Genomic DNA, 21,910 nt, shown 5'->3' on the forward strand with positions numbered 1-21,910 from the left:
TATGCCCTAACTTCTCACACCTAACATTTGCCTTCTAACAAGAGCATGGCCAGATTGAACATCAAACCAGTGAATATCTTCAGGGGGCAATGCCAGTGTAATATCCTCGCCACTCCAATTTTGGTCTGTTGGTAACAAAGCACGTACCGTAATCGCTCCGGTTTGTGAACCCTCAACTCTGACACTGACCAAATAATGCATACCCAAGTTTTCCACTAGATACACTCGCCCTCGGATAGTCTGGGTATCACCTGGTTGGGCAATGCGGACGTTTTCTGGACGGATTCCCAGGATAATCTCGGGTGGTACAGTTGGTATATCTGGGAGAAGCACTTGGAAGTTGCCCAGTATCGCGTATCTTCCTTTACAAGGTAGAGTCAGTAAATTCATTTGCGGACTGCCAACAAATCCAGCCACAAATAGATTAGCTGGATGATTATAGATGCGCTCGGGCGGGTCAAGTTGCTGTACGTAGCCATTGTTGAGCAAAGCCACTTTCGTGGAGAGCGTCATCGCTTCTGTTTGGTCGTGGGTGACGTAGACAACTGGCACTTTTTGTGCTGCAAAAATTTGCTTGAGATCGGCTCGGACTCGTTCGCGCAGCAGTGCATCCAGGTTACTTAAAGGTTCATCCAGCAGGTACACATTAGCATTACGCACTAAGGCCCGACCGACTGCAACCCTCTGCCGTTGACCTCCAGACATCTGACCAGGCTTACGGTTCATTAACTCTTCTAATCCTAAAACTTCTGCCACTTCTGCCACTCGCCGTTTAATTTCTGCTGATGGTACTTTTTTCAGCCTGAGTCCAGAAGCGAGGTTTTCGTACACCGTCATGTGGGGATAGAGTGCATAGCTTTGGAATACCATCGCGATGTTGCGATCGGCTGCTCGCTTATGGGTGACATCCACATCCCCGATCTTGATCTGACCGCGAGTAGGTTCCTCAAGACCCGCGATCATGCGTAGGACGGTAGATTTGCCACAGCCTGAAGGGCCAAGTAAAGTCAGAAACTCATCGTTATCTACAGTTAAGCTAACGTCTTTGACAGGGACGATTTTGGGACTATAGGTTTTATTCAAGTTTGTGAGTTCGAGTTTAGCCATTTTTATTTTTATCCTTTGACAGCACCAGCGGTAAGACCTTGAACAATCCTGCGCTGGAAAAACAAAACTAGTAAAACCAGGGGTAACGTCCCCACGACAGTAGCAGCGGCGATGGGACCGTAGGGAATTTCATATACTGTGGCACCACCCAACTGAGCAGCAGCAACGGGAATTGTCTTCAATTCTTCACGAGTCATAAACGTGAGAGCGAAGATAAACTCGTTCCAGGCAAAAATAAAGGTGAGAATTCCAGTAGTCACCAAGGCGGGAAGGGTCATAGGCAACACGATTTGCCATAGTAGTTGAAAGGTGTTGTAGCCATCGACCCTAGCAGAATCTTCCAAATCTTTTGGCAATTGTTGGAAAAAGCTTCTGAGTACTAGAATTGTCAGCGGTAAATTGATGGCAGTGTAGGGTATAATCAGCGCCAGATAGTTGTTGCCCAGTCTGAGCGCTTGGATAACTTCCAAAAGCCCCAAGAACAACAGAATTCCAGGAAATAAGGTCACGATTAGAACGCTGGCGAGGATAACTCGTCCACCCCAAGGGCGTAAGCGTGCGAGGGCATAAGCAGCCGGTGCTCCGATCGCTAAAGCTAAAGCTGTAGAAGTAATCGACACAAAGGCGCTGTTGAAGATGTAGCGCCAAAATGGGCGACGGGTGAATAACTCAATGTAGTGATTGAAAGTGAATCGCGTCGGGAAATAGACAGTAGGAACGGCGGCAATATCTTCATTCACTTTAAACGAGGTCAGCAATTGCCATAGGGCTGGCGCTAAGCTGAATAGCACTACTAATGCAATTGCTATTGGCAGCAAGATTTTCTTCCAAGAAAACCTGGTTCCCTCTGTTCGTTTTGGGGTCGCCGGAGGTGCTTGTGGAGTTACACTCATGGGTTAAATGGCTCCTGTTCTGGCACGGTATTTGTTAAGCAAGAAACTAGCGATCGCCACCGCAGCAATCAAGATCAAAAATGTCACCACTACGAGGGCTGCTCCATAACCAAAATCTAAGTAGCGCATCACTGTAGAGTAGATGTACAATGACACGACTTCTGTAGCACCACCAGGGCCACCCCCGGTCATCACAGCAATCAAGTCGAAAATCCCGAAAGCTTGAGCAAAGCGAAATAGCACTGCGATGAGAATTTGTGGCAACAGCAGCGGCAAGGTAATATTGCGGAAGTTTTGCCAAGCGTTTGCCCCATCGACCGAGTAGGCTTCATAGAGGTCTTTTGGTATCGACTGCAAGCCAGCCAACAGCAGGATACTGATAAAGGGCGTAGTTTTCCAAACATCAGCAAAAATCACTGCGATCATTGCTAGCGTTGGATCTCCCAACCAGTTAATCCCAGTCTCAATCAGTCCCAGCCGCCGCAGAATATCGTTCACAACCCCAAACTGGTCGTTAAAAATCCAAGCCCATGCCAGACCAATCAGAGCGGTAGGCAAAGCCCAAGGTAAAATGGCGATCGTACGCACTACGCCCCGTCCAAAAAACGCCTGATTGAGAACTAGGGCAATCAAGAGTCCTAGCAGTAGTTCTGAGACAACGGATGCTGTTGTGAACACGGTCGTTGCCCATAAACTCTGCCAGAAACGACCATCCCCCGCCATCCGCACATAATTGTCCAAACCAGAGAATACGGGTTGTAACTCCGTTCCCAGGTTCCTAGTAAATACACTTAACCAGAATGCTCGTAAAATCGGGTAGGCAAATACAAACAACAGCAGCAGTAATGCGGGTGTAAGTAAGATCCATGCTGTCCGTTGTTCCCGACCTCGGAGTGTATGTAAATTAGTCATTGGTCATTTGTCATTGGTCATTTGTCATTGGGCATTGGGCATTGGATTTTTCTATTCCCTGTTAAGAGTTCCCTGTTCCCGCTCCCTAGCCCCTAGTACCTAGCAGTCGGCGCGTTTCAGCAGCAGCAGCTTGCATTGCTCGTTCAGGATTCATCCGGCCGGCTAGCGCGGCACTGAGATAACGCTGCAAAATATCTGAGGTCTGAGCGTATTGGGCGATCGGCGGACGTAAAACTGCATTGTCCACGACCTCCAGTAACTGTGGATAGTGGGGGTATTTGGCAACAATCTCTGGGTCTGTAAACAAATCCCGGCGACTTGGTACAAAGCCCGCAGTCAAAATGAATCGGCGCTGTGCCTCTTTACTGGTAAAATACTGAATTGCTTTCCAAGCCTCTTCGGGATGTCTAGAAGTTTTAGCAATCCCTAAACCCCAGCCCCCTAGGCAAGCTGCCCCAGTCTTACCAGGAGCATGAACCATCGGTTTAATCGCAATTTTGCCTTGGATTGGCGAACCTTTTGCCTGGGCTAAAGGCCATGCATAGGGCCAGCTCCGTAAAAACGCCACTTGACCACTTTGGAACAAGCGCCGGGTGTCTTCTTCTTGGTAGGTCGTAACTCCAGGAGGAGAAACACCTTCCCTGACGGTACTACGCAGAAACTCAATAGCTCGTAAGGTTTCTGGTCGATCTAGTCCTACTTCGAGCGTGTCGGGATTAACCCAGAAGCCACCAAAGCCATCGAGGACTTCCACAAACATCGCCACGAGTCCTTCATATTGGCGACCCTGCCAAACATAGCCCCAATTCACCTCGTCTTTCTTTTGCAAGGTTTGGGAGATTCGCATCAAGTCCTCAAAGGTTTCTGGCGGTTTCAATCCTGCTTCTTTGATTAAATCTTCCCGGTAGTAGAGCATTCCCACGTCGGAACGCATGGGGATTCGGTACAGCTTGTCCTGATAGCGTCCCCCCTCTACATCCTTAGGTGAAAATGCTGCCAACTCCTCTTTGGAAATGCGATCGTCTAGGGGTAGCAACCATCTAGCAGCAGCAAACTTGGGTGTCCAGATGACGTCCATATTGACCAGGTCATAAGGGGATTCACCCAAGATAAAAGATGAAGTATACAGGTCTTCGAGCAAATTTGTGGCATTGGGCCCTTCAACAAGGTTAATGCGAATGCCTGGGTTCTTAGCCTCGAAGTCTCTAATCAAACCCTGTCTCCAAGGTTGGGCATCAGGGGCAGTAATTAACATATTGAGGGTAACTGGTCGCTGCGAGAGTGCTACCCAACTGAACAATATGATACCCAACAGAGTTGCCAGAAAAACCCCTATATGCAAAAAACTTTGTTTTTGTATGAATTTTTGCAGCTTGTTGATTGGCTTTCGGTACAACATTATCAATGTAGCGATCGCTAGTGGTAATCATTATTGGGAAATGAAAACATGGAATACCTTAAAAAGGATGATTTTGTGTTAACTTGTAGCAAATATGCTTAAACAATGAACAAAAATTTCAAAAAACTTAAAATTAATCTGGCTTAAAAATTACGCAAAGCCGCTTCATTGTAAATAAGCGTAAAATTTTGCTAACAACTTGCAAACATACAGCAGCCCCTTCAAGAAGGAATAAACTATTTACTCATACAGTTGAAAGCTACTGTTATAGATGTAAATTAATTTCTTCTTAATTAACTCAGCAACTTTCTAAAGATAGAGGTAGCTAAAAGAAATCACTTCCTCAAGTGGTAGTACTCCACCACACTAATTTTGATAGATTTGTAGTGAGGGCTTTAGCCCTCATTTAAGTACTAAAGTACTTACTACAAACTTTCTTAGCCTGTCATAATCTTTGTAGCAGACTAGTAGAAGATTTTTAGTTTTTATAGAAATGCTTTCCAATGCTTAAAAGTTTACTATTTTAGCTAAAGTTTTAAAGCTAAAATACTCAATTATTCTATTTCCGAATAGCTAGACCACTGGTGGCTACTAGGGCTGATGAATTTCTGCAAAGAAACTCAATATAAATTTAGCCCACAGAAATAAATGCCTGGGGCTAAACCTAGACGCCCTCTAGACAATTGGAAGCAGGGTAGGGAGTGAGGACTTTTACGATCAATGATGAACCGGATTTGATCGCAAAAGTTTATCTAACAAAGCGCAAGCGTGCGTAACCAACTAATTGCCCACTAGTATCGCCTTCAGGAAAAGCTTTGACACTAAACAAATAATTTCCATCAGTTTGAGGATTCTCAAACGGACCGATATTGACAGTTACTATTTGACCAGGCTGAAGTGGACGCGCAAACACTACTGTGACTTCTTGTGACTTCGGATTGATCTTGATTTCTCTGAGAGGAACTTGTTGTCCGCGTTGGCGATTCACAAATGCCCCGATTCTGTCTTTGTTGTATTCAACCAGATTTCTGCCTCCTACTTGGAGAATTGTTACCCTTTCTAAGGGTGAGGCGTCTTTTGGTAGGCTGAGCGTGAAATAGTACATTGTGTTGCGAGTGTCAACACTTTGTTCGCTAGCTTTGGCATCAAGTAAACGAAAAGTAGAACCAGCAGTGGAGGTTATGCTAACTTGAGATTCTTGTGCTTGTACAGACTCGCTTAAAACTCCCACAGAGCCTAACGAAACTGCTAGCGTGCCTGTGAGCAAACCGGCTTGTAACCACTTGAGAAGCTGCATATTATAGCCTTTCATGTACACAATTTATCTGTGACTGGTGTTGGCGATCGCTCGGAATCTGTTCCACTCAGATACCCACATTAATCACATGATATCTACTTGACCAATCAAATGATTTATACAATGCCGGAAAAACTGCCTTTCCTTTAGGAAAAATGTTTCTTCTGATGAATAATGCTGTACTTACTTCCTGTTTCCGGGGATAATGAGACGTAATGAGAGGCTACCTTCAGCATTGGCATTCTTTGCAACTATAGCTTGCCTAGACTAGCCATTGCTATAAATTTTCGCTTGTTTGCAAAAGAAAAAATTTTACTTTTTGACCGTTGATACTAAAAACGCTATTTATCAGCGATTTTTTTATTTAGGTGTGATGAGGAAGTATGTCAAAAAGTTTTTGGAATTGCCTTCAAATTTGTTCAGCTATTTTGAGTCTCATTTTTATTCTCAGCAATAGCACTCTTGCCAATGAGGCTCCTGCAAGTGAGACAACTTCAAATCAACTAGTTCCTGCTCAGCCTAAGGGTAGCAAAGAACCCGACGAAAGGATGGCTCAGCTAACTTCCGTCTCTCAGCTTGCGGATGTACAGCCAACCGACTGGGCATTTCAAGCTTTGCAATCGCTGGTAGAGCGCTATGGTTGTATTGCTGGCTATCCCGATCGCACTTATAGAGGTGACAGAACTCTGACTCGCTACGAGTTTGCAGCTGGATTGAATGCCTGTCTAGAGCGCATCAATCAGTTGATTCAGGCAGCGACAGACAAAACCTTCACTGAAGAAGATATGAACATTTTGCAGCGATTGCAAAATGAGTTTGCAGCAGAATTAGTCAGTTTACAAAATCAGATAGACAATCTGGAGGTACGTACAGCCCAGTTGGAAGCGTCGCCTTCATTCTCTACAACGAGCCTATTTAACGCAGAAGCGATAATTGCTGTGAGTGGATTTGGGGGCAGCGATGTCGATGATAATTTTATCCTGAGCAATCGCGCCACCTTAAACTTCGACACCAGTTTCATCGGGCAAGATCGTCTGAGAGTCGGCATAGAAGCAAGAAATACTCCCGATTTTGCTGATGTCACCGACACCAATATGTCTAAATTGAGCTTTGCAGGAGACAACGACAACAATTTTGAAATAAGTGCGCTTCTGTATGAGTTCAATCTCAGTCCGGAGGCGTTGGTTTACCTTGCAGCTGCGGGGGGTGGCTTCACTGGCTTTACTCCTTCACTCAATGCCCCCCTTAGCAGTAGCAGTATTGGTGCGGTTTCTAACTTTGGCGTTGAATCTCGGATTTACGGCCTGAATGGTGGCGGTACTGGGATTGGGTTTCAATATCTATTCGGTAGAGTAGCGAGGTTATCTGTAGGATATTTATCGGCAGAAGCTAACGATCCTGATGTGGGAATTGGCGGTGATGCTTATGGAGCGATCGCCCAATTAACCCTACAGCCAACGATAGATTTTGCTGCGGCTTTGACTTATGTTCATGCCTATAACGTCAGTCCAGGTGCTGGTGCTGGCAGCGCTAATGCCGAAAACCCCTTTGATGATGCTGCCACAAGCGTAAATGCTTATGGTTTAGAAACTTCTTATCGGATCAGCCCTTCTTTTAACCTTTCGGGTTGGTTAGGTTTAATAGACGCTCATGCTGAATCCGATCCAAATAAAGGCAGCGATGCGACTATTTTGACTTGGGCTGTAGGCTTAGCTTTTACTGACTTTTTAGGTCGAGGAGGCGACTTATTGGGGGTTATTTTTGGTCAACCACCGAAAGTGATTGCGAATGACATTGCCGGACGCGAAGATCCGGACACTTCTTTACATTTTGAAGCTTTCTATCGCTACCAAATTACAGACAGATTTTACATCACTCCTGGCTTTTTTGTAGTTACGAATCCGGAGCACAATACCGACAATGACACTATTTATGTAGGAACGCTCCGAACCACTTTTCTGTTCTAAGCTCGATTTTATCTATTTACCCAACATCACTCATATTTGATATCGTGTCCGTTTAATTAGTTTATATTCGACTGTGAGTGCGGCTAGTAGGTTTGCTTCCCATTAGCAATTACCAATCACCTATTAGCGACACGGGCGGATAATATAAGTGTTCAAGCAGACATAATATTATAGGTAGACGCCCACGTAATTTCATCACACAACAAAGTGATGAAAATTTCTATCTGTTCTGCCTCCTGCACTCTTCCTTATTTTCCTAGAGGCGCGATCTTTACTTGCCAAAGCCTGATTTTTACCTTTTGTCCAGCGCGGTTTCTGCTACTTTGGAGCGTTTGGTTGGCGATTAGTGCGGAAAGTCACATTCACACCTTCATTGGATTGCTCTAGAACTAACAGAGGAGTAGGCTTAGCTTTTTGATCCCAATGCATATAGGCAATCCGCCCTTGAATCGTAGGTTGCCAATTATCCTCATCGTCTGCGGGACTAAGGTAAGTTTCAATACAATCTATAATCTGGCTAATCGTGGCTGAAGTCGCCTGTGTCGGTAACTTCATTAACCGGATTTGAATGCGAAATAACACTCGCTTGGTAATGTTAGGCGGATTGCCAGTCTCATGTTCGACATCGAATATTTCATCTACCTGTCGCCCGGCATTACTAGCAATTCCCACTACTCCTTGTTGGGCTTGATTGGGACGCAGTGCTTGAGAAATTTTATCTTTAACCTTAATTTTAACTTGATTAACTATGGCAAAATGAAAAACTTCCTCTGACATTCGCATTCGCAGATAATCCAGGTTAAATTCCCGTGAGTTAATCAAGTCGGGGTTAGTTTCCATTTTGCGAATCGTGTCTAAGGCGAGTTTAAACTTTTTATCTAGTTCTCGTGTCCGAAATTTTTCAAACTTGAGTTTTTTCTGTAGCTGATTCAGCTGGATTTTGCCATAGACAATTAAAGCAATCACAGCTAAAGCTAATCCTCCACTGGTTGCCACCAACAACAATGGCGGTGCTTGCGGTTCGCTAGCGGGAACTTGTTGAGATACCTTTTTAGTTTTTGTCCCAGCCGATTGGGTAATAAACATTGAAGTTGACATAGTGAGCAAATGGAAAACTTGACTCCTGATGTATAGGATGCCCAAATCCTGGATGTCATTTTGCGGTATTGGTGATATTTTTGATTGGGGAAAGGGCAAAGGGTAAGGGTGAAAGGGAATATAAATGCCTTTTCCCTTTCCCCTTTAACCTTTACCCCTGCCTCTACACACCCACCCCCTCGTATGCCCAAACTCCTGCCTCTATCTCAGATTCAAGCTGGCGATCGCTTTGGCAATATTCGTCTGATTGCTACAGATATGGATGGAACTTTGACTGTGGCAGGCAAGTTTACTAGCCAACTGTTGCAAGCTTTTGAAGATTTAGCAACTGCTGGTATAAAGGTGCTGATTGTGACTGGACGGAGTGCGGGATGGGTAAGTGGAATCGCAAGTTACCTACCGATCGTTGGGGCGATCGCCGAAAATGGTGGTTTATTCTATCACTACAATAGTGAGAAATCAGTAGCCTTAACGCCCATTGCTAATATCGTTAACCATCGCCAACAACTAGCTGTATTTTTTGAGCAATTACGCCGAAAATTTCCCCATCTCCAAGAATCAACTGACAATCGCTTTCGGATCACCGACTGGACTTTTGATGTTACCGGATTGAGTACAAATGAGATCCAAACCCTAGCAAATCTCTGTCAGCAAATGGGTTGGGGATTTACTTACAGTAGCGTGCAGTGTCACATCAAACCTTTGCAGCAAGATAAGGCAGTTGGGTTATTGCAGGTATTGCAGAAATACTTTCCCCGCTACGCCCCACAGGAAGTTGTTACTGTTGGTGATAGTCCTAATGATGAAAGTTTATTTGATGAGAGTTGTTTTCCTATGTCTGTTGGTGTAGCGAACGTGTTGGAGTATGCACAAAGGTTGCACCATCAGCCTGTTTATGTGACAGCTGCTGCGGAAGGGGAAGGATTTTGCGAACTGGCGCGATTGCTTGTAGAGGCAAGTTTGAAATGAGATCGCTTTTTAGCAAACGAATTGGGAAGGAGGACAAGGAGAGATGGGGGGATGGGGGGATGGGGAAAGTCCAGTTTTATATACTCTCCCACTCCCCCTTTCCCCCTCTCCCTTATTGAGGCATTCAGCTTGATATTTGCATTGGCAATATTAAACTTTAGCTTTTTGCGACTGTGTTAGCTTTCTCTTCATCAGCCAGCCCATACCAGCAGCAAGGGCTGTGCCGCTCATGGTTAGGGGTTCGGGAACGGGTTCACTGCGACTCGCCACAATTGTAGGAAATTGATCTGCTGCCCCTGCTGGGCCTTTTGCAACGATGAGTTCGGAAGGAACCCCTGTAGAACTGGCTAAGAAATCTTGACCACCACTCGATGTCCAAGGGTTGGGTAGTCCTGCGGTGACTGGATGAGTGGATTGGACAATGTTAAATGGTTGTGTAATATTGTTACCTAAACCTGTAAATGTCCCTGGTACTAGCTCCAATGACTGACCGCTAAAACCTGATGTGTTTTGACTTAAGGCAAATCCAGCTCCATTGAATTCTCCTATGAAACCTTTGCCGTTCTTCGTTGCAAAAGATAAAGAGTTCAAAAGTGCTTTGTTAGCTAATGGGTCTTCTCCTTGTGGTGCACCCGCTCCGATTTTGTCTGCCAAGTCAGTCATAAATAGCACGACATTTCCGGTAACGAAGGATTTGACGTTGGCAGCAGCAGGAGCAGAAAGACCAGTGCCAAATGACGCACCATCGCGTGTGTAAATAAAAGCATCGAAGGCATCTAGGAATCCTGCGGTTGCTAATTGGGCATCAGTAACGAGTGTGGCACTGAATCCTGATTGAGTGTTTACAAAGTCGTCTATCGAATTGTCGCCAAAAACAGCAACGCTAAATGCTAAGGAGGATTGAGCTGTACCCAAAACTACAGAAAAAACACTCAAAAAAAGCATCCCTATACGACGCATGTATTTTTCTCCTACACTTCAAAAAGCTCAAGGTTTACTGCAAAAACACTTAGTCAGCACGATCGCAAATTATGTATGCGATCGCCCGTTTCATAATCAAGGATCTGCCTCAAGCACTCAAAAATTTATCTTGTATTAGGCCTACCTTGAAGAAATGATTGGTCTTTAGGACGCAGTTGAACAATAGTGGATAATAGCTCCCACTACGGGTGAATAAGTCAAGATTCGTCAATATATTTGGTAGAAGCGACTCTAGCAAAAAACGTCAGCGATCTTAAAATCAATACAACGAATACTGCTAGAGATGACTCAAGCTTGCCAATTGATTTTCCTTGTCAATTAGCTATAAGTATTTGCCCTGTTTATTATAATATAGGTGCTATCACTGTAATCAACTATGGGTAAAAATAAAAACTTAAATACTTGGTTTACATAAAAAATATATTATTTGCTTGACTTTAGTGACATACTCCTACACTGTATGCGTCAGCATCAGTGTAGGCTTCTCAGTGACTCCTGCTACTGCATCGGACGTTACCTGAGCTTTATTGACGGAATGCCCTACCGCCAAATATTTGATATTGATTGCTGCATTGTGGTCACGTAAGAGCGTCAGCCCACACTCAGGACAGACGTGAAGCCTGTCCAAGAGGGTTTTCGGAACTTTTGCACCGCATCTAGAGCAGCTCTGACTTGTGCCGTTTGGATTCACCGCAATGGCAAGCAATCCGGCTCTTTCAGCCTTGATTGAAAGAATTTGCAGGAATTGACCCCATCCAGCGTCATGTGTCGATTTTGCCAGTCTCGTTCTAGCAATCCCTTTGATGTTCAGCTTTTCATGTGCAACGTGCTTGCCTTGAGATAAAAGCTTATTAGCGGTTTTGTAGTGAAAGTCTTTCCGTTGATTTGAGACTTTCAGGTGTGCCTTAGACACTCGTTTAATCGCGCTCCGTCGGCGTAAGGAGCCTCTGTGTTTACGAGACAGTGAACGCTGCAACCGTTTCAGGCGTTTCTCTGCTTTCCGATAGTGCTGCGGAATTTTCACCCCTGCACCCGCATCTGTTACCAGAAACGACTTCAAGCCCATATCAATCCCGACGGTATTTTCCATATCTGGCGCGTCAGGCGTAAGAACAGGTGTTGGCGTTGCTGTGGCAGTGAGCTTATCTGTCATAGATTTGTTTGCTCGGATGGCGCGACCGCACGATGCAGTTTTGGGAGAGGTGCCAGGGTTGCCGGGATTGCACGACATTGAAGACTGGGAGGAAGACTGGGAGGGAGCTAAAACTATTCCAGGATTGGTGATTTATCGGTATGATGCTCCTCTTTGCTTTGCCAATGTAGAAAACTTCAAGCGACGGGTATTAGAGGCGATTGAGGCAGAAGCAACTCCCGTGGAGTGGTTTGTGCTGAACACAGAAGCGATCGTCGAAGTTGACATTACTGCGATCGACACATTGGCAGAATTGCAAAGCGAACTAGCCGCTAGAGGCATTACCTTTACGATGGCGCGTGTGAAACAAGATCTCTACAGACAACTGAAGCAATCGGGGCTTTTACAGAAGATGGGATCTGAACACGTTTATTTCACACTCCATACAGCGATCGCAGGGTTTGAAGCCCGCGATCGCCCCTCCAGCAGTGATAATGCTAAGTAGGATCTCAGAACTTACTTGAGGTAAAGTTGTGCGTGCCGTTTAAAAATACAAGGAGCAACATCTATGCCATCGCTGAAAGGTAAGGTTGCTGTGGTTGCTGGTGCAACTCGTGGAGCAGGACGTGGCATTGCTTGTATGCTGGGTGAAGCTGGGGCAACTGTGTATTGTACAGGTCGCAGCACCCGAGCAATGCGATCGCATGGCAGAAAGTCCGATTCTCCCTTCGATTTGGAGCACAGACCGGAGACCATTGAACAGACAGCCGAATTAGTAGATAGATACGGTGGAGTTGGCATTTCAGTACGTGTCGATCATACGGTTGAGGAGCAGGTCAAGGTGCTCTTTGCACAGGTTACGGCAGAACAGGGGCGGCTCGATATCCTTGTAAACGATGTCTGGGGGGGCGACGAATTAACGGAGTGGGGCAAACCGTTCTGGAAACTCTCGCTTTCCCAAGGGTGGCTGATGCAGGAACGAGCAGTCCGCTCACACATCATTACTAGTCGCTATGCGGTTCCTCTCATGATTGAACGCAGACAGGGACTGATCGTCGAGATTACAGATGGGGACAACGATCGCTACCGTGGCAATCTCTTCTATGACCTTGCGAAGTTGTCGGTCATCCGGCTTGCCTATGCAATGGCTGAAGAACTCCGTTCACACAATGTTACCGCCCTTGCAGTGACGCCGGGGTTTCTGCGATCTGAAGCAATGCTAGAGCATTTTGGCGTGACTGAGAGCAATTGGCAAGATGGAGCCAAGCGCGATCCGCACTTCATCGCCTCAGAGACCCCCTTTTATATTGGACGGGCGATCGCAGCACTGTCTGCTGACTCAAACATTATGCAAAAGTCAGGTCGGGTGTTTAGTTCGTGGGATTTGGCACAGGAGTATGGATTCACCGATATTGATGGCCGACAGCCTAACTGGGGGAAATACTTCGCGGAAAATGTTGCGATCGAATAAGCAAAATCAAAAAGCGATCGCCCCTGAAAAAGCGATCGCTCGATTTTCGACATAATGTATAGAGGTCAACAAGGTTACTTGACAATTCCCAAAACGGGCGCTACTTCAGGCTCTGCAATTGTTGGAGCCAAGAATCCCTTAGCATAAATCTGGGGATTCGTTTGTGCGATTTGAATGTAGGATTGGCGAACCTGAGCATTCACCGCAACAGTTTTCACGTCATACATCTGCGTAGCCAGCTTGGGATAGAACCCAATACCAACGATCGGCAGCAGAAAACAGGCAGCAATAAACAACTCACGTGGTTTGGCATCGCTATAGACTGCCTCGGTAGGCAGGAGACAGTCCGTACCAAAGCAAACCGTTCCCTCATCCTCCTGATTTTCCAAGCCTGCATTGTTAATGTCACACGTAGGTGCTATACCAGAACCGTAAAATACCTGTCGCAACATCGAGAGCAGATAAATCGGCGTGAGGATGACTCCCACTGCGGCTAAGAAGACTGTCACGGTGCAGAAAGATGAACTGTAGATATCACTGGTCGTCACGCCAACGAAGACCGAGAGTTCGCTGACAAAGCCACTCATACCGGGGAGAGCCAGTGACGCCATTGCACCTGCCGTAAACAGGGCAAACACTTTGGGCATCGCCTGACCAACACCGCCCATATTGTCCATTGCCATCGTGTGAGTGCGATCGTAAGTTACGCCTGCGAGGAAGAACAGTACCGCTGCGATTAAACCGTGCGATATCATTTGCAACATCGCACCGCTGACTCCCAAGTCGGTAAAAGACGCAATACCCAGCAATACGAAACCCATGTGGGAAACTGACGAATATGCTAGGCGACGCTTCATGTTGGATTGGGCAAAGGAGTTCAACGCACCATAGATAATGTTGACAACGCCCAGAATGGCTAGAACCGGTGCAAAGTAAATGTGTGCATCCGAGAGCATCTCTAGATTCAGGCGAATTAGTCCGTATCCGCCCATCTTCAACAGCACACCAGCCAAAATCATCGACACGGGAGCAGAAGCCTCACCATGTGCGTCAGGTAGCCAGGTGTGCAGAGGGAAAATAGCCAGCTTGACGCCAAACGCAATCAGCAATCCTGCATAAAGTGGCAGTTCTAGCGCTAGGGGGAAGTTCTTCATGCTGAGCGCGGCGATATCGAAGGTCATGTTGTCGCCGTAGAGAGCCATTGCCAGCCCTGCCACCAGAATAAATATAGAAGCAGCTGCGGTATATAATAAGAATTTAGTTGCTGCGTAGCGACGCTTTTGCCCGCCCCAAATGGATACAAGCAAGTAGACGGGAACCAATTCTAGCTCCCACATAATGAAAAACAGCAGCAAGTCTTGGGCTACGAACACCCCTATCTGTGCAGAATAAAGCACCAGCATCAGAAAATAGAACAGTCGAGGCTTGATATTAACTTGCCAAGCTGCAAATATCGAAAGTGTCGTTACCAATCCTGCTAGAAGCACGAGCGGGGCTGATAGTCCATCGACTGAAACTGCCCAGCTAAAACCTAACTGAGGTATCCAGGCATATTTCTCCGCGAGTTGAAAAGTAGCGCTACTCGCATCGTAATGCTTCCAAAAGGCATAGCACATCAAGACAAAATCCGCGATTCCTACGCCTAGGGCATACCACCGCAGGCGCTTACCATCTTTATCGGGCAGTACGGGGATGAGCAGGGCTGCAACGAGTGGCAGCACCACGATCGCGGTGAGCCAGGGAAATTGATCTACTCTCATAATGCTGAGCAAAAATACTTATTTGTTCATAAAGTCATTCTACTAAACTTTGTAAACATTTATGAATAAGTCTTTACCCCAGCTGGCCATATAGGTATATCTATATTGCAGAGATGGTTATATCAATCCTGCACATCAAATGAAAACATAGTGGGCGATCGCATAAAAGTATAAGCAAGTAGCGGTAATGTATTCGCGGATTTAGGTCTAGCTAACTCTAATGAAATGCTTCTAAATCCCGCTCACAAGCTCGAACACGAGTTTTTACTACATGAGGTTGGGATGCTGGGCGATCGCACACCAGCAAACTCAATCGAGCTGTGATGCATCCTTAATTAAGTAAAGCATCATAGTCATCGTGAGAGCCAATCCAGAACCAGTAATAATCGTCACCCTTATTTAGTGCCAATGCTCGGTAGCCTCCCGTAATTAGAGCAGACCAAAGATTCTTACCAACTTTCTTAAAATGGAGGGATGGGTGAGATTGGTTTTCTTTCCAAAGCTGGTATGCTTTTCGAGCCTGTTCTTTTATTTCCGGAGACAAAACTGCATAAGCTTGCCAAAAATCAGGTGTCGTAAAGGACTTCATCAAGATCTCTCACGTTATTTGCTGCAATGTCAGCCTCTGCTTTAGCAATCAAGTGATCCAATTTACCAGATTCTAAATCCGCTTCTATTTGCCGATCCCATGTTTCATCCAGGTATGTCTGAAGCCATACAGCAAGTTGGCGAATTTCACCTTCTGGTAGTTTTTTAATGGCTGCTTCGATTTCTGTCAGGGTAGACATAGAGAAAATAACGTTTTTTCTGGAAGTACTTCTATTGTTAGTTTACTTTACGGTTCCAAATTGGGGCTGAGTACATGTTTCGGCAGCTTTCGTGAAACTTGCGCAACTCTCCACTTTTTGTGCAAGGCTGTTTTTGACTGCTATCTCATCCGCGAATAGAGCAATACTAATGTTAGTATCCAGCAAGTATCTACCACTCATTGATGTCAATCTGTTCGCAGTCTTTTTCAATTGCTTCGCGTATCAATTGTATGTCGTCTGGTGGTATAACACCCGCAAAACGTATCAGTTGACAACCTGGAACACCTTGAATTTTTGTACCTGCCAAAGTACGTGCAAATTCAAGCACCTGCGACTGCAAATCTTCGGGCATAACTTTCAGTTGTTCAATCACCTTGTCAAGGATAGATGTATTCATCTCGCTCTCCTGCCCTATTTCCTGAACTTATTCTAGTAGTTTGCCATAAAGATTTTGACAGGTTAATGGGCAATACAGTTGGTGCTAGTACTCTTAGTGTCTTGGTGGTTTCAAGATGATCTTTTTCACCACAAAGACACCAAGACACCAAGACAAACCTATCAAAATCAATTTGGTTGAGTACTAGCTGGGCTAAGGTTAGCAGTGGATCTTATCTGCACATTAATAAAAATGCGATCGCATTTATATATAACCATGAAATTGTTGCCAAACCAAGGGATAAAGCGGTCTAACTCACTTCATATGGATAGTTCACATGACCAACCCAAAATCCTGCAAGAATGCCATCATAGTTAAGGTGAACATACTGGAGATAAAGCCACGGTTTACGCACGTCCTTTAGCACGGTTAATTGAGCAACTGCAACGCTTACCGGGAGTTGGCCCGAAAACTGCCCAGAGACTAGCGCTGCATATTTTGAAACGTCCAGAAGCAGAAGTAGAAGCTTTGGCACAAGCGCTGATAGAAGCCAAAAAACAAATAGGCGTGTGCAAAGAGTGCTTTCACCTTTCTGCGGAACCTGTATGTGAAATCTGCCGCAACCCCAGCCGTGATAACAATACTATTTGTATAGTGGCGGATTCTCGTGATGTCATCGCCTTGGAAAAAACCAAAGAGTACAAAGGCAAGTATCATGTTCTGGGTGGAGTGATTTCTCCGATAGATGGCATAGGCCCAGAACAGTTGACTATCCAAGCTTTGGTGCGGCGAGTGAGTCAGCAACAGCCCAAAGAAGTTATCTTGGCAATTAGTCCGAGTGTGGAAGGGGAGACGACAACACTTTATGTTGGTCAGCTACTAAAGCCATTTACGAAGGTGACGCGAATTGCCTTTGGTTTGCCTGTGGGTGGTGATTTAGAATACGCTGACGAGGTGACGCTGGCACGAGCTTTGGAAGGACGCCGAGAGTTGGATTAGGTTGTGGTCATTAGTCAATAGTCATGGTTAAGGACTGGGGACTAATGACTAAAATTATCTTTGTTACCAAATTTATACTGCGATCGCTAAGTAGGCGAACTTAATTAAACATAAAACCTATGGGGTGCGTTAGCTAGCGCTAACGCACCCTACATTTTACGTTTTTTAAAAAAATAGAAAAATTAGCTGTTCATACAAAATATGCCATTAATAAAAAAATTGCGTAATTTAGGACTTTAAAACGGTAGTCATTATTAGACTCTTTTACTCTCAGCTTCTCAAAAGTGAATGCTGCTGACAATTTCAACTACATATCAACCTGCAACAGACCTAGGCTACCTACTGCATAAACACCCTGACCGTTGCCATTCCTTTTCTCTTTCCTTCGGACAGGCACATGTTTTTTATCCAGAAGCAAATACACAGCGCGCTGTACTGCGGCGCTGCTATTAGAAGTTGACTCGGTGAAATTAGTGCGGGGACGCGGTACAAAGATTGAGCAATATGTGAGCGATCGCCCTTATGTTGCTTCTTCATTTTTAAGTGTGGCGATCGCACAAGTATTCAGTACTGCTCTTTCGGGTCGTTGCCAAGATAGACCAGAACTAGCACAAACTCCTATACCCCTAGTAGCAAGAGTATCTGTAATACCTTGTCGGGGTGGCGAAGAGTTTTTGCGGCAACTGTTTGAACCTTTAGGCTACTCAGTCCGCGCTCAAGGTCATCTTCTTGATGAGAATTTTCCAGACTGGGGGCACAGTCAATACTATACAGTCGAATTACATCATACCCTGCGGCTTTCTGACTTGTTAAGCCATCTCTACGTACTTATACCAGTACTAGATGATGATAAACACTACTGGGTAGGTGACGAAGAAGTCGAAAAATTACTGCGTCATGGTGAAGGTTGGCTCAATAAGCATCCAGCCAGAGAACAAATTACCAAACGCTACCTCAAACGCCAAAGCCACCTGACTCGTGTCGCTTTGGCACAACTCACAGAGGAGGACAATCTCGATCCGGATCGGGTACAAGAAAAACATGCTCAAGAAGAAGCGGCGGTAGAAAAGCCGCTTAGCCTTAACCAGCACAGGTTAAACGCCGTAGTCGCCGCTTTGAAGCACCGCGCAGCAAAGCGAGTAATTGATTTAGGCTGCGGTCAGGGCAATCTGCTGAAAATACTGCTTAAAGACAGTTTTTTTGAGCAAATTACGGGTGTTGATGTTTCTTATCGCTTGTTAGAAGTTGCCAAAGAGAGATTAGATCGCCTGCGTTTACCTCGAAACCAATGGGATCGCCTGCAACTAATTCAAGGCGCACTCACTTATCAAGATAAACGTTTCAATGGCTATGATGCAGCTACCGTGATTGAAGTAATTGAGCATCTTGACTTGCCGCGCTTGGAGGCGTTTGAGCGCGTATTATTCGAGTTTGCCCGTCCTAAAAATGCGATTGTCACCACACCGAACATTGAGTATAACGTCAAGTTTGAGAATTTACCCGCTGGAAAACTGCGCCATAAAGACCACCGCTTTGAATGGACGCGCCAAGAATTTCAAACATGGGCAATACGAGTAGCACAACGCTTTGGTTATAGCGTGGAATTTCAATCTATAGGAGAAGAAGATCCAGAAGTTGGTTCTCCAACACAGATGGGGATGTTCTATCAATTAGCAATTTAGTTTAGTTAATTTTATTGCTATTTTTCTTCAACAAACACAGATTAAGTGCATAAATCGGTTGCAATTACACCCATTCATAATTTAGAAGGTCAATTCTTGAAAAAATAACTGATTTGAAAGAGGTGGGAGGTAACGAATGCGTAGACAGAAAGTGGCTTTTTAAACAGTAGTGGCATATCGATTGGGACAGCTACTAACAACCAATGTAGAGACGTGCCATGGCACGTCTCTACAACCACTAACCCTTTGGGTTCGCCAGTCGCTCATGGGGGGAACCCCCAAGACCGCGCTGGCTCACCACTAACCACTAAATACTAACGATGAAATTAACTATTCCCGAACTTTCTTTGGTTGTCCTTATCGGTGCTTCTGGTGCTGGGAAATCAACTTTTGCGGGCAAACACTTTCATCCGTTTGAGGTGCTGTCTTCAGATTTTTGTCGGGGATTAGTATCTGATGATGAAAATAGCCAGCCCGCCACCAAGGATGCCTTTGATGTGCTGCACTTCATTACTGCTAAACGCTTAGCAGCAGGGAAACTAACTGTTATCGATGCCACGAACCTTCTGCCAGAAGACCGCAAAATATTTATTCAGCTAGCGCGACAGTACCATTTTTTCCCCGTAGCGATCGCTCTCAATTTACCAGAAGAACAATGTCACGAACGCAACCAACAACGCCCAGATCGTCAGTTTGGCCCCCATGTGGTGCGGCGTCACACCCAGTTTTTGCGGCGTTCCCTGCGGGGATTGGAAAGAGAAGGCTTTCGGTATGTCTACATTCTCAACTCTGTCGCAGAAATTGACACCGCAGAAATTGAGCGTCAACCCCTCTGGAATAACCGCAAATACGAACACGGTCCCTTTGATATCATTGGCGACATTCACGGCTGTTGCGACGAACTCGAAGAACTACTGAAAAAATTAGGCTATATCAAAGATAGGGAACTCTTAACTCTTAACAGGGAACAGGGGACAAGGGGACAAGGAGAAGGATTCTTCCTACTCCCCCACAGCCCCCAACCCCAGAGGGGACCCCTAGCCCCCACTCCCCCACTCCCCCCCTCTCCCACTCCCTCCCTCTGGGATGCTCCCACTTATTACCATCCCCAGGGACGCAAGGCCGTTTTTCTCGGTGATTTGGTAGACCGAGGACCGCGTATCCTCGATACGGTCAAAGTGGTGCGAAACATGGTCGCAGCGGGAACAGCTATTTGCGTTCCTGGTAATCACGAAAACAAGCTGTTGCGAAAATTACGGGGTAAAAATGTCAAGGTGAATCATGGCTTAGAGCAAACTTTAGCAGAAATTGAAGCTTTGCCAGAAGAGCTACGCGAACATTTCACCAAACAATTGAAAGGATTTCTGGATACTTTGGTGAGTCACTACGTCCTTGATGATGGCCGGCTAGTAGTTGCCCACGCTGGCATGAAGCAGGAGTATCAGGGACGAGGTTCGGCTCAAGTCCGGGAGTTTGCCTTATATGGCGAAACTACGGGCGAAATTGATGAATTTGGTTTACCCATCCGTTACAACTGGGCGGCAGAGTATCGAGGTGAGGCGATGGTTGTCTACGGACACACGCCTGTACCGACTGCTGAATGGCTCAATAACACGATTAATATTGATACAGGTTGCGTATTTGGAGGCAAACTTACTGCCCTACGCTATCCAGAAAAGGAACTGGTAAGCGTTCCTGCTGCCCGTATTTACAGCCAACCGGTGAAACCGATTGGGGGAGTAGATAAGGACACGGCTGTACAAACGGTAATGACAGCCCAGCAGCAACTAGATGACGTACTGCACATTGACGACGTACTGGGAAAGCGGATCGTTAATACCCGCCTAGTACCAAATATCAAAATTCGAGAAGAAAATGCGATCGCAGCTTTAGAAGTGATGAGCCGTTTTGCTGCCAACCCTAAATGGCTAATCTATCTGCCGCCCACTATGTCTCCAGTGGAAACATCCCAAGAACCAGGATATCTAGAACATCCCCAACAAGCTTTTGCTTACTACCACAACCAGGGAATTGCGGAAGTATTATGCGAAGAAAAGCACATGGGTTCGCGGGCTGTGGTGATTGTTTGCCGGGATGAAACAGCAGCCAGAAAGCGTTTTGGCGTTGTGAATGAAGGTATTGGTATCTGCTACACCCGTACTGGCAGAAGATTTTTTGATAACCCAGCCCTAGAAGCAGAACTGCTGGCGCGGTTAAATAGCGCCCTTTCTGGTAGTGGTTTTTGGGATAAATTTAATACCGAATGGGTTTGTCTGGACTGCGAACTGATGCCTTGGTCTGCCAAAGCTCAAGGGCTGTTGCGAGAACAATATGCACCTGTTGGCGTAGCCTCAAGCTTTGCTCTTAGCAATGCTGTAACATTACTGGAGAAGGCAGACCGACGTGGCGTTGATGTCAGTACCCAACTGGGCAATTATCAACAACGAGCAGAAATGGCAAAGCAGTATGTTACTGCTTACCGCCGCTACTGCTGGCCAGTTAATGATATTTCTGACTACAAGCTTGCGCCTTTCCATATCTTGGCAACAGAAAAAGCCGTACACACTGACAAAAACCATTATTGGCATATGGAGGAAGTGGCAAAAATTGCCCTACACGATCCAGACCTCCTATTAGCGACGGCATACAAAGTCATAGATTTAGCAGATCCTAGCAATCAAAAAGAGGCAGTGCGATGGTGGCAAGAACTAACCGCGATGGGAGGTGAAGGCATGGTAGTTAAACCGATGGAATTCATCGTCAAAGGTAGCCGGGGAATTCTACAACCTGCGGTGAAGTGTCGTGGACGAGAATATTTGCGAATTATCTACGGATTAGAGTACTCAGTACCTGAGAACCTGGAACGTCTGCGCCGAAGGGGATTATCACTCAAGCGTTCTTTGGCAATGCGGGAGTTTGCTTTAGGCATTGAAGCGCTAGAATGTTTTGTCGCTAATGCACCTTTGCGCCGCGTGCATGAATGCGTTTTTGGGATTTTGGCACTAGAGAGTGAACCTGTAGATCCAAGGTTGTAAGTAATATCAATTCTCCAAAAGAC

18 protein-coding genes and 1 pseudogene are annotated in these 21,910 nt (G+C 45.7%); 7 read left to right on the plus strand and 12 right to left on the minus strand.

Going from position 1 to position 21,910, the window contains the following annotated elements:
* Positions 1 to 6: 6 nt before the first annotated feature.
* The 5 genes from FIS9605_RS0126900 to FIS9605_RS0126920 all read right to left on the minus strand — a co-directional run bounded on the left by FIS9605_RS0126900 (position 7) and on the right by FIS9605_RS0126920 (position 5,608).
* A complete protein-coding gene (locus FIS9605_RS0126900; RefSeq protein ID WP_026735353.1) occupies positions 7 to 1,107 on the minus strand; it encodes an ABC transporter ATP-binding protein in 1,101 nt (366 codons plus the stop codon).
* 8 nt (positions 1,108 to 1,115) lie between these two features.
* Positions 1,116 to 2,000, minus strand: a complete 885-nt coding sequence (locus tag FIS9605_RS0126905; RefSeq protein WP_026735354.1) for a carbohydrate ABC transporter permease — start codon at positions 1,998 to 2,000, stop codon at positions 1,116 to 1,118.
* Positions 2,001 to 2,003: 3 nt separating this feature from the next.
* Positions 2,004 to 2,912 carry a carbohydrate ABC transporter permease gene (locus FIS9605_RS0126910; RefSeq protein ID WP_026735355.1) on the minus strand — a complete coding sequence of 303 codons (909 nt, stop codon included), beginning with the start codon at positions 2,910 to 2,912 and terminating at the stop codon, positions 2,004 to 2,006.
* Between the two features lie 85 nt (positions 2,913 to 2,997).
* Positions 2,998 to 4,311: an ABC transporter substrate-binding protein gene (locus tag FIS9605_RS0126915; protein ID WP_026735356.1), complete on the minus strand. Its 1,314-nt coding sequence runs from the start codon at positions 4,309 to 4,311 to the stop codon at positions 2,998 to 3,000.
* Between the two features lie 748 nt (positions 4,312 to 5,059).
* Positions 5,060 to 5,608, minus strand: coding sequence for a DUF2808 domain-containing protein (locus tag FIS9605_RS0126920; protein ID WP_442854732.1), 549 nt, complete (start codon positions 5,606 to 5,608; stop codon positions 5,060 to 5,062).
* Between the two features lie 428 nt (positions 5,609 to 6,036).
* On the opposite strand from FIS9605_RS0126920, the gene FIS9605_RS0126925 reads away from it, so the two are divergent.
* Positions 6,037 to 7,575: an iron uptake porin gene (locus FIS9605_RS0126925; RefSeq protein WP_231510478.1), complete on the plus strand. Its 1,539-nt coding sequence runs from the start codon at positions 6,037 to 6,039 to the stop codon at positions 7,573 to 7,575.
* 318 nt (positions 7,576 to 7,893) lie between these two features.
* Here FIS9605_RS0126925 and FIS9605_RS0126930 read toward each other — a convergent pair whose 3' ends face one another.
* Positions 7,894 to 8,673 (minus strand): hypothetical protein, encoded by a 780-nt coding sequence (locus FIS9605_RS0126930; RefSeq protein ID WP_026735359.1) that lies wholly within the window; start codon positions 8,671 to 8,673, stop codon positions 7,894 to 7,896.
* A 183-nt stretch (positions 8,674 to 8,856) separates the two neighbouring features.
* Here FIS9605_RS0126930 and FIS9605_RS0126935 point away from each other — a divergent pair, with 183 nt between their 5' ends.
* Complete coding sequence (locus tag FIS9605_RS0126935) at positions 8,857 to 9,642, plus strand: HAD family hydrolase (protein ID WP_026735360.1); 786 nt, start codon at positions 8,857 to 8,859, stop codon at positions 9,640 to 9,642.
* 150 nt (positions 9,643 to 9,792) lie between these two features.
* On the opposite strand, the gene FIS9605_RS45505 is transcribed toward FIS9605_RS0126935, so the two are convergent.
* Complete coding sequence (locus FIS9605_RS45505) at positions 9,793 to 10,602, minus strand: PEP-CTERM sorting domain-containing protein (RefSeq protein ID WP_026735361.1); 810 nt, start codon at positions 10,600 to 10,602, stop codon at positions 9,793 to 9,795.
* A 472-nt stretch (positions 10,603 to 11,074) separates the two neighbouring features.
* Entirely contained in the window at positions 11,075 to 11,776 is a 702-nt protein-coding gene (locus FIS9605_RS38325) for an RNA-guided endonuclease InsQ/TnpB family protein (protein WP_231510479.1), read from the minus strand.
* Here FIS9605_RS38325 and FIS9605_RS0126955 point away from each other — a divergent pair.
* Positions 11,760 to 12,260, plus strand: coding sequence for an STAS domain-containing protein (locus FIS9605_RS0126955; protein ID WP_231510480.1), 501 nt, complete (start codon positions 11,760 to 11,762; stop codon positions 12,258 to 12,260). The two genes, FIS9605_RS38325 and FIS9605_RS0126955, sit on opposite strands and share 17 nt — an antisense overlap.
* Positions 12,261 to 12,323: 63 nt before the next feature.
* A complete protein-coding gene (locus FIS9605_RS0126960) occupies positions 12,324 to 13,226 on the plus strand; it encodes an SDR family oxidoreductase (protein ID WP_026735363.1) in 903 nt (300 codons plus the stop codon).
* A 74-nt stretch (positions 13,227 to 13,300) separates the two neighbouring features.
* Here FIS9605_RS0126960 and FIS9605_RS0126965 read toward each other — a convergent pair whose 3' ends face one another.
* From FIS9605_RS0126965 to FIS9605_RS0126985, 4 genes are all read right to left on the minus strand, one after another.
* Entirely contained in the window at positions 13,301 to 14,986 is a 1,686-nt protein-coding gene (locus FIS9605_RS0126965; RefSeq protein WP_026735364.1) for an NAD(P)H-quinone oxidoreductase subunit 4, read from the minus strand.
* Positions 14,987 to 15,317: 331 nt separating this feature from the next.
* Positions 15,318 to 15,575, minus strand: coding sequence for a ParE family toxin-like protein (locus tag FIS9605_RS0126970; protein WP_026735365.1), 258 nt, complete (start codon positions 15,573 to 15,575; stop codon positions 15,318 to 15,320).
* On the minus strand, positions 15,553 to 15,774 hold the full coding sequence (locus FIS9605_RS0126975; RefSeq protein WP_026735366.1) for a hypothetical protein: 222 nt from the start codon (positions 15,772 to 15,774) through the stop codon (positions 15,553 to 15,555). Before FIS9605_RS0126975 ends, FIS9605_RS0126970 begins: the two co-directional genes overlap by 23 nt.
* A 190-nt stretch (positions 15,775 to 15,964) precedes the next feature.
* Positions 15,965 to 16,192: a hypothetical protein gene (locus FIS9605_RS0126985; RefSeq protein WP_026735367.1), complete on the minus strand. Its 228-nt coding sequence runs from the start codon at positions 16,190 to 16,192 to the stop codon at positions 15,965 to 15,967.
* 420 nt (positions 16,193 to 16,612) lie between these two features.
* Between FIS9605_RS0126985 and recR the strand changes: the two genes are divergently transcribed.
* From recR to FIS9605_RS0127000, 3 genes and pseudogenes are all read left to right on the plus strand, one after another.
* Positions 16,613 to 17,170: a recombination mediator RecR gene (gene recR / locus FIS9605_RS0126990; protein ID WP_026735368.1), complete on the plus strand. Its 558-nt coding sequence runs from the start codon at positions 16,613 to 16,615 to the stop codon at positions 17,168 to 17,170.
* A 288-nt stretch (positions 17,171 to 17,458) separates the two neighbouring features.
* A pseudogene (locus FIS9605_RS38330) lies at positions 17,459 to 18,852 on the plus strand (3' terminal RNA ribose 2'-O-methyltransferase Hen1).
* A gap of 320 nt (positions 18,853 to 19,172) precedes the next feature.
* Positions 19,173 to 21,887, plus strand: coding sequence for a polynucleotide kinase-phosphatase (locus FIS9605_RS0127000; protein WP_026735369.1), 2,715 nt, complete (start codon positions 19,173 to 19,175; stop codon positions 21,885 to 21,887).
* The last annotated feature ends 23 nt before the right edge of the window (positions 21,888 to 21,910 follow it).

Source organism: Fischerella sp. PCC 9605, from assembly GCF_000517105.1.
GTDB lineage: Bacteria > Cyanobacteriota > Cyanobacteriia > Cyanobacteriales > Nostocaceae > PCC9605.

Excerpts from the sequence above, each read along its gene's own strand:
- FIS9605_RS0126910 (WP_026735355.1), bottom strand. The coding sequence starts at position 2,912 with ATGACTAATTTACATACACTCCGAGGTCGGGAACAACGGACAGCATGG.
- FIS9605_RS0126960 (WP_026735363.1), top strand. The coding sequence starts at position 12,324 with ATGCCATCGCTGAAAGGTAAGGTTGCTGTGGTTGCTGGTGCAACTCGT.
- FIS9605_RS0126965 (WP_026735364.1), bottom strand. The coding sequence starts at position 14,986 with ATGAGAGTAGATCAATTTCCCTGGCTCACCGCGATCGTGGTGCTGCCA.
- FIS9605_RS0126900 (WP_026735353.1), bottom strand. The coding sequence starts at position 1,107 with ATGGCTAAACTCGAACTCACAAACTTGAATAAAACCTATAGTCCCAAA.
- FIS9605_RS0126915 (WP_026735356.1), bottom strand. The coding sequence starts at position 4,311 with ATGTTGTACCGAAAGCCAATCAACAAGCTGCAAAAATTCATACAAAAA.
- FIS9605_RS0126920 (WP_442854732.1), bottom strand. The coding sequence starts at position 5,608 with ATGCAGCTTCTCAAGTGGTTACAAGCCGGTTTGCTCACAGGCACGCTA.
- FIS9605_RS0126970 (WP_026735365.1), bottom strand. The coding sequence starts at position 15,575 with ATGAAGTCCTTTACGACACCTGATTTTTGGCAAGCTTATGCAGTTTTG.
- FIS9605_RS45505 (WP_026735361.1), bottom strand. The coding sequence starts at position 10,602 with ATGCGTCGTATAGGGATGCTTTTTTTGAGTGTTTTTTCTGTAGTTTTG.
- FIS9605_RS0127000 (WP_026735369.1), top strand. The coding sequence starts at position 19,173 with ATGAAATTAACTATTCCCGAACTTTCTTTGGTTGTCCTTATCGGTGCT.
- FIS9605_RS0126935 (WP_026735360.1), top strand. The coding sequence starts at position 8,857 with ATGCCCAAACTCCTGCCTCTATCTCAGATTCAAGCTGGCGATCGCTTT.
- FIS9605_RS38325 (WP_231510479.1), bottom strand. The coding sequence starts at position 11,776 with ATGACAGATAAGCTCACTGCCACAGCAACGCCAACACCTGTTCTTACG.
- FIS9605_RS0126975 (WP_026735366.1), bottom strand. The coding sequence starts at position 15,774 with ATGTCTACCCTGACAGAAATCGAAGCAGCCATTAAAAAACTACCAGAA.
- FIS9605_RS0126985 (WP_026735367.1), bottom strand. The coding sequence starts at position 16,192 with ATGAATACATCTATCCTTGACAAGGTGATTGAACAACTGAAAGTTATG.
- FIS9605_RS0126905 (WP_026735354.1), bottom strand. The coding sequence starts at position 2,000 with ATGAGTGTAACTCCACAAGCACCTCCGGCGACCCCAAAACGAACAGAG.
- FIS9605_RS0126930 (WP_026735359.1), bottom strand. The coding sequence starts at position 8,673 with ATGTCAACTTCAATGTTTATTACCCAATCGGCTGGGACAAAAACTAAA.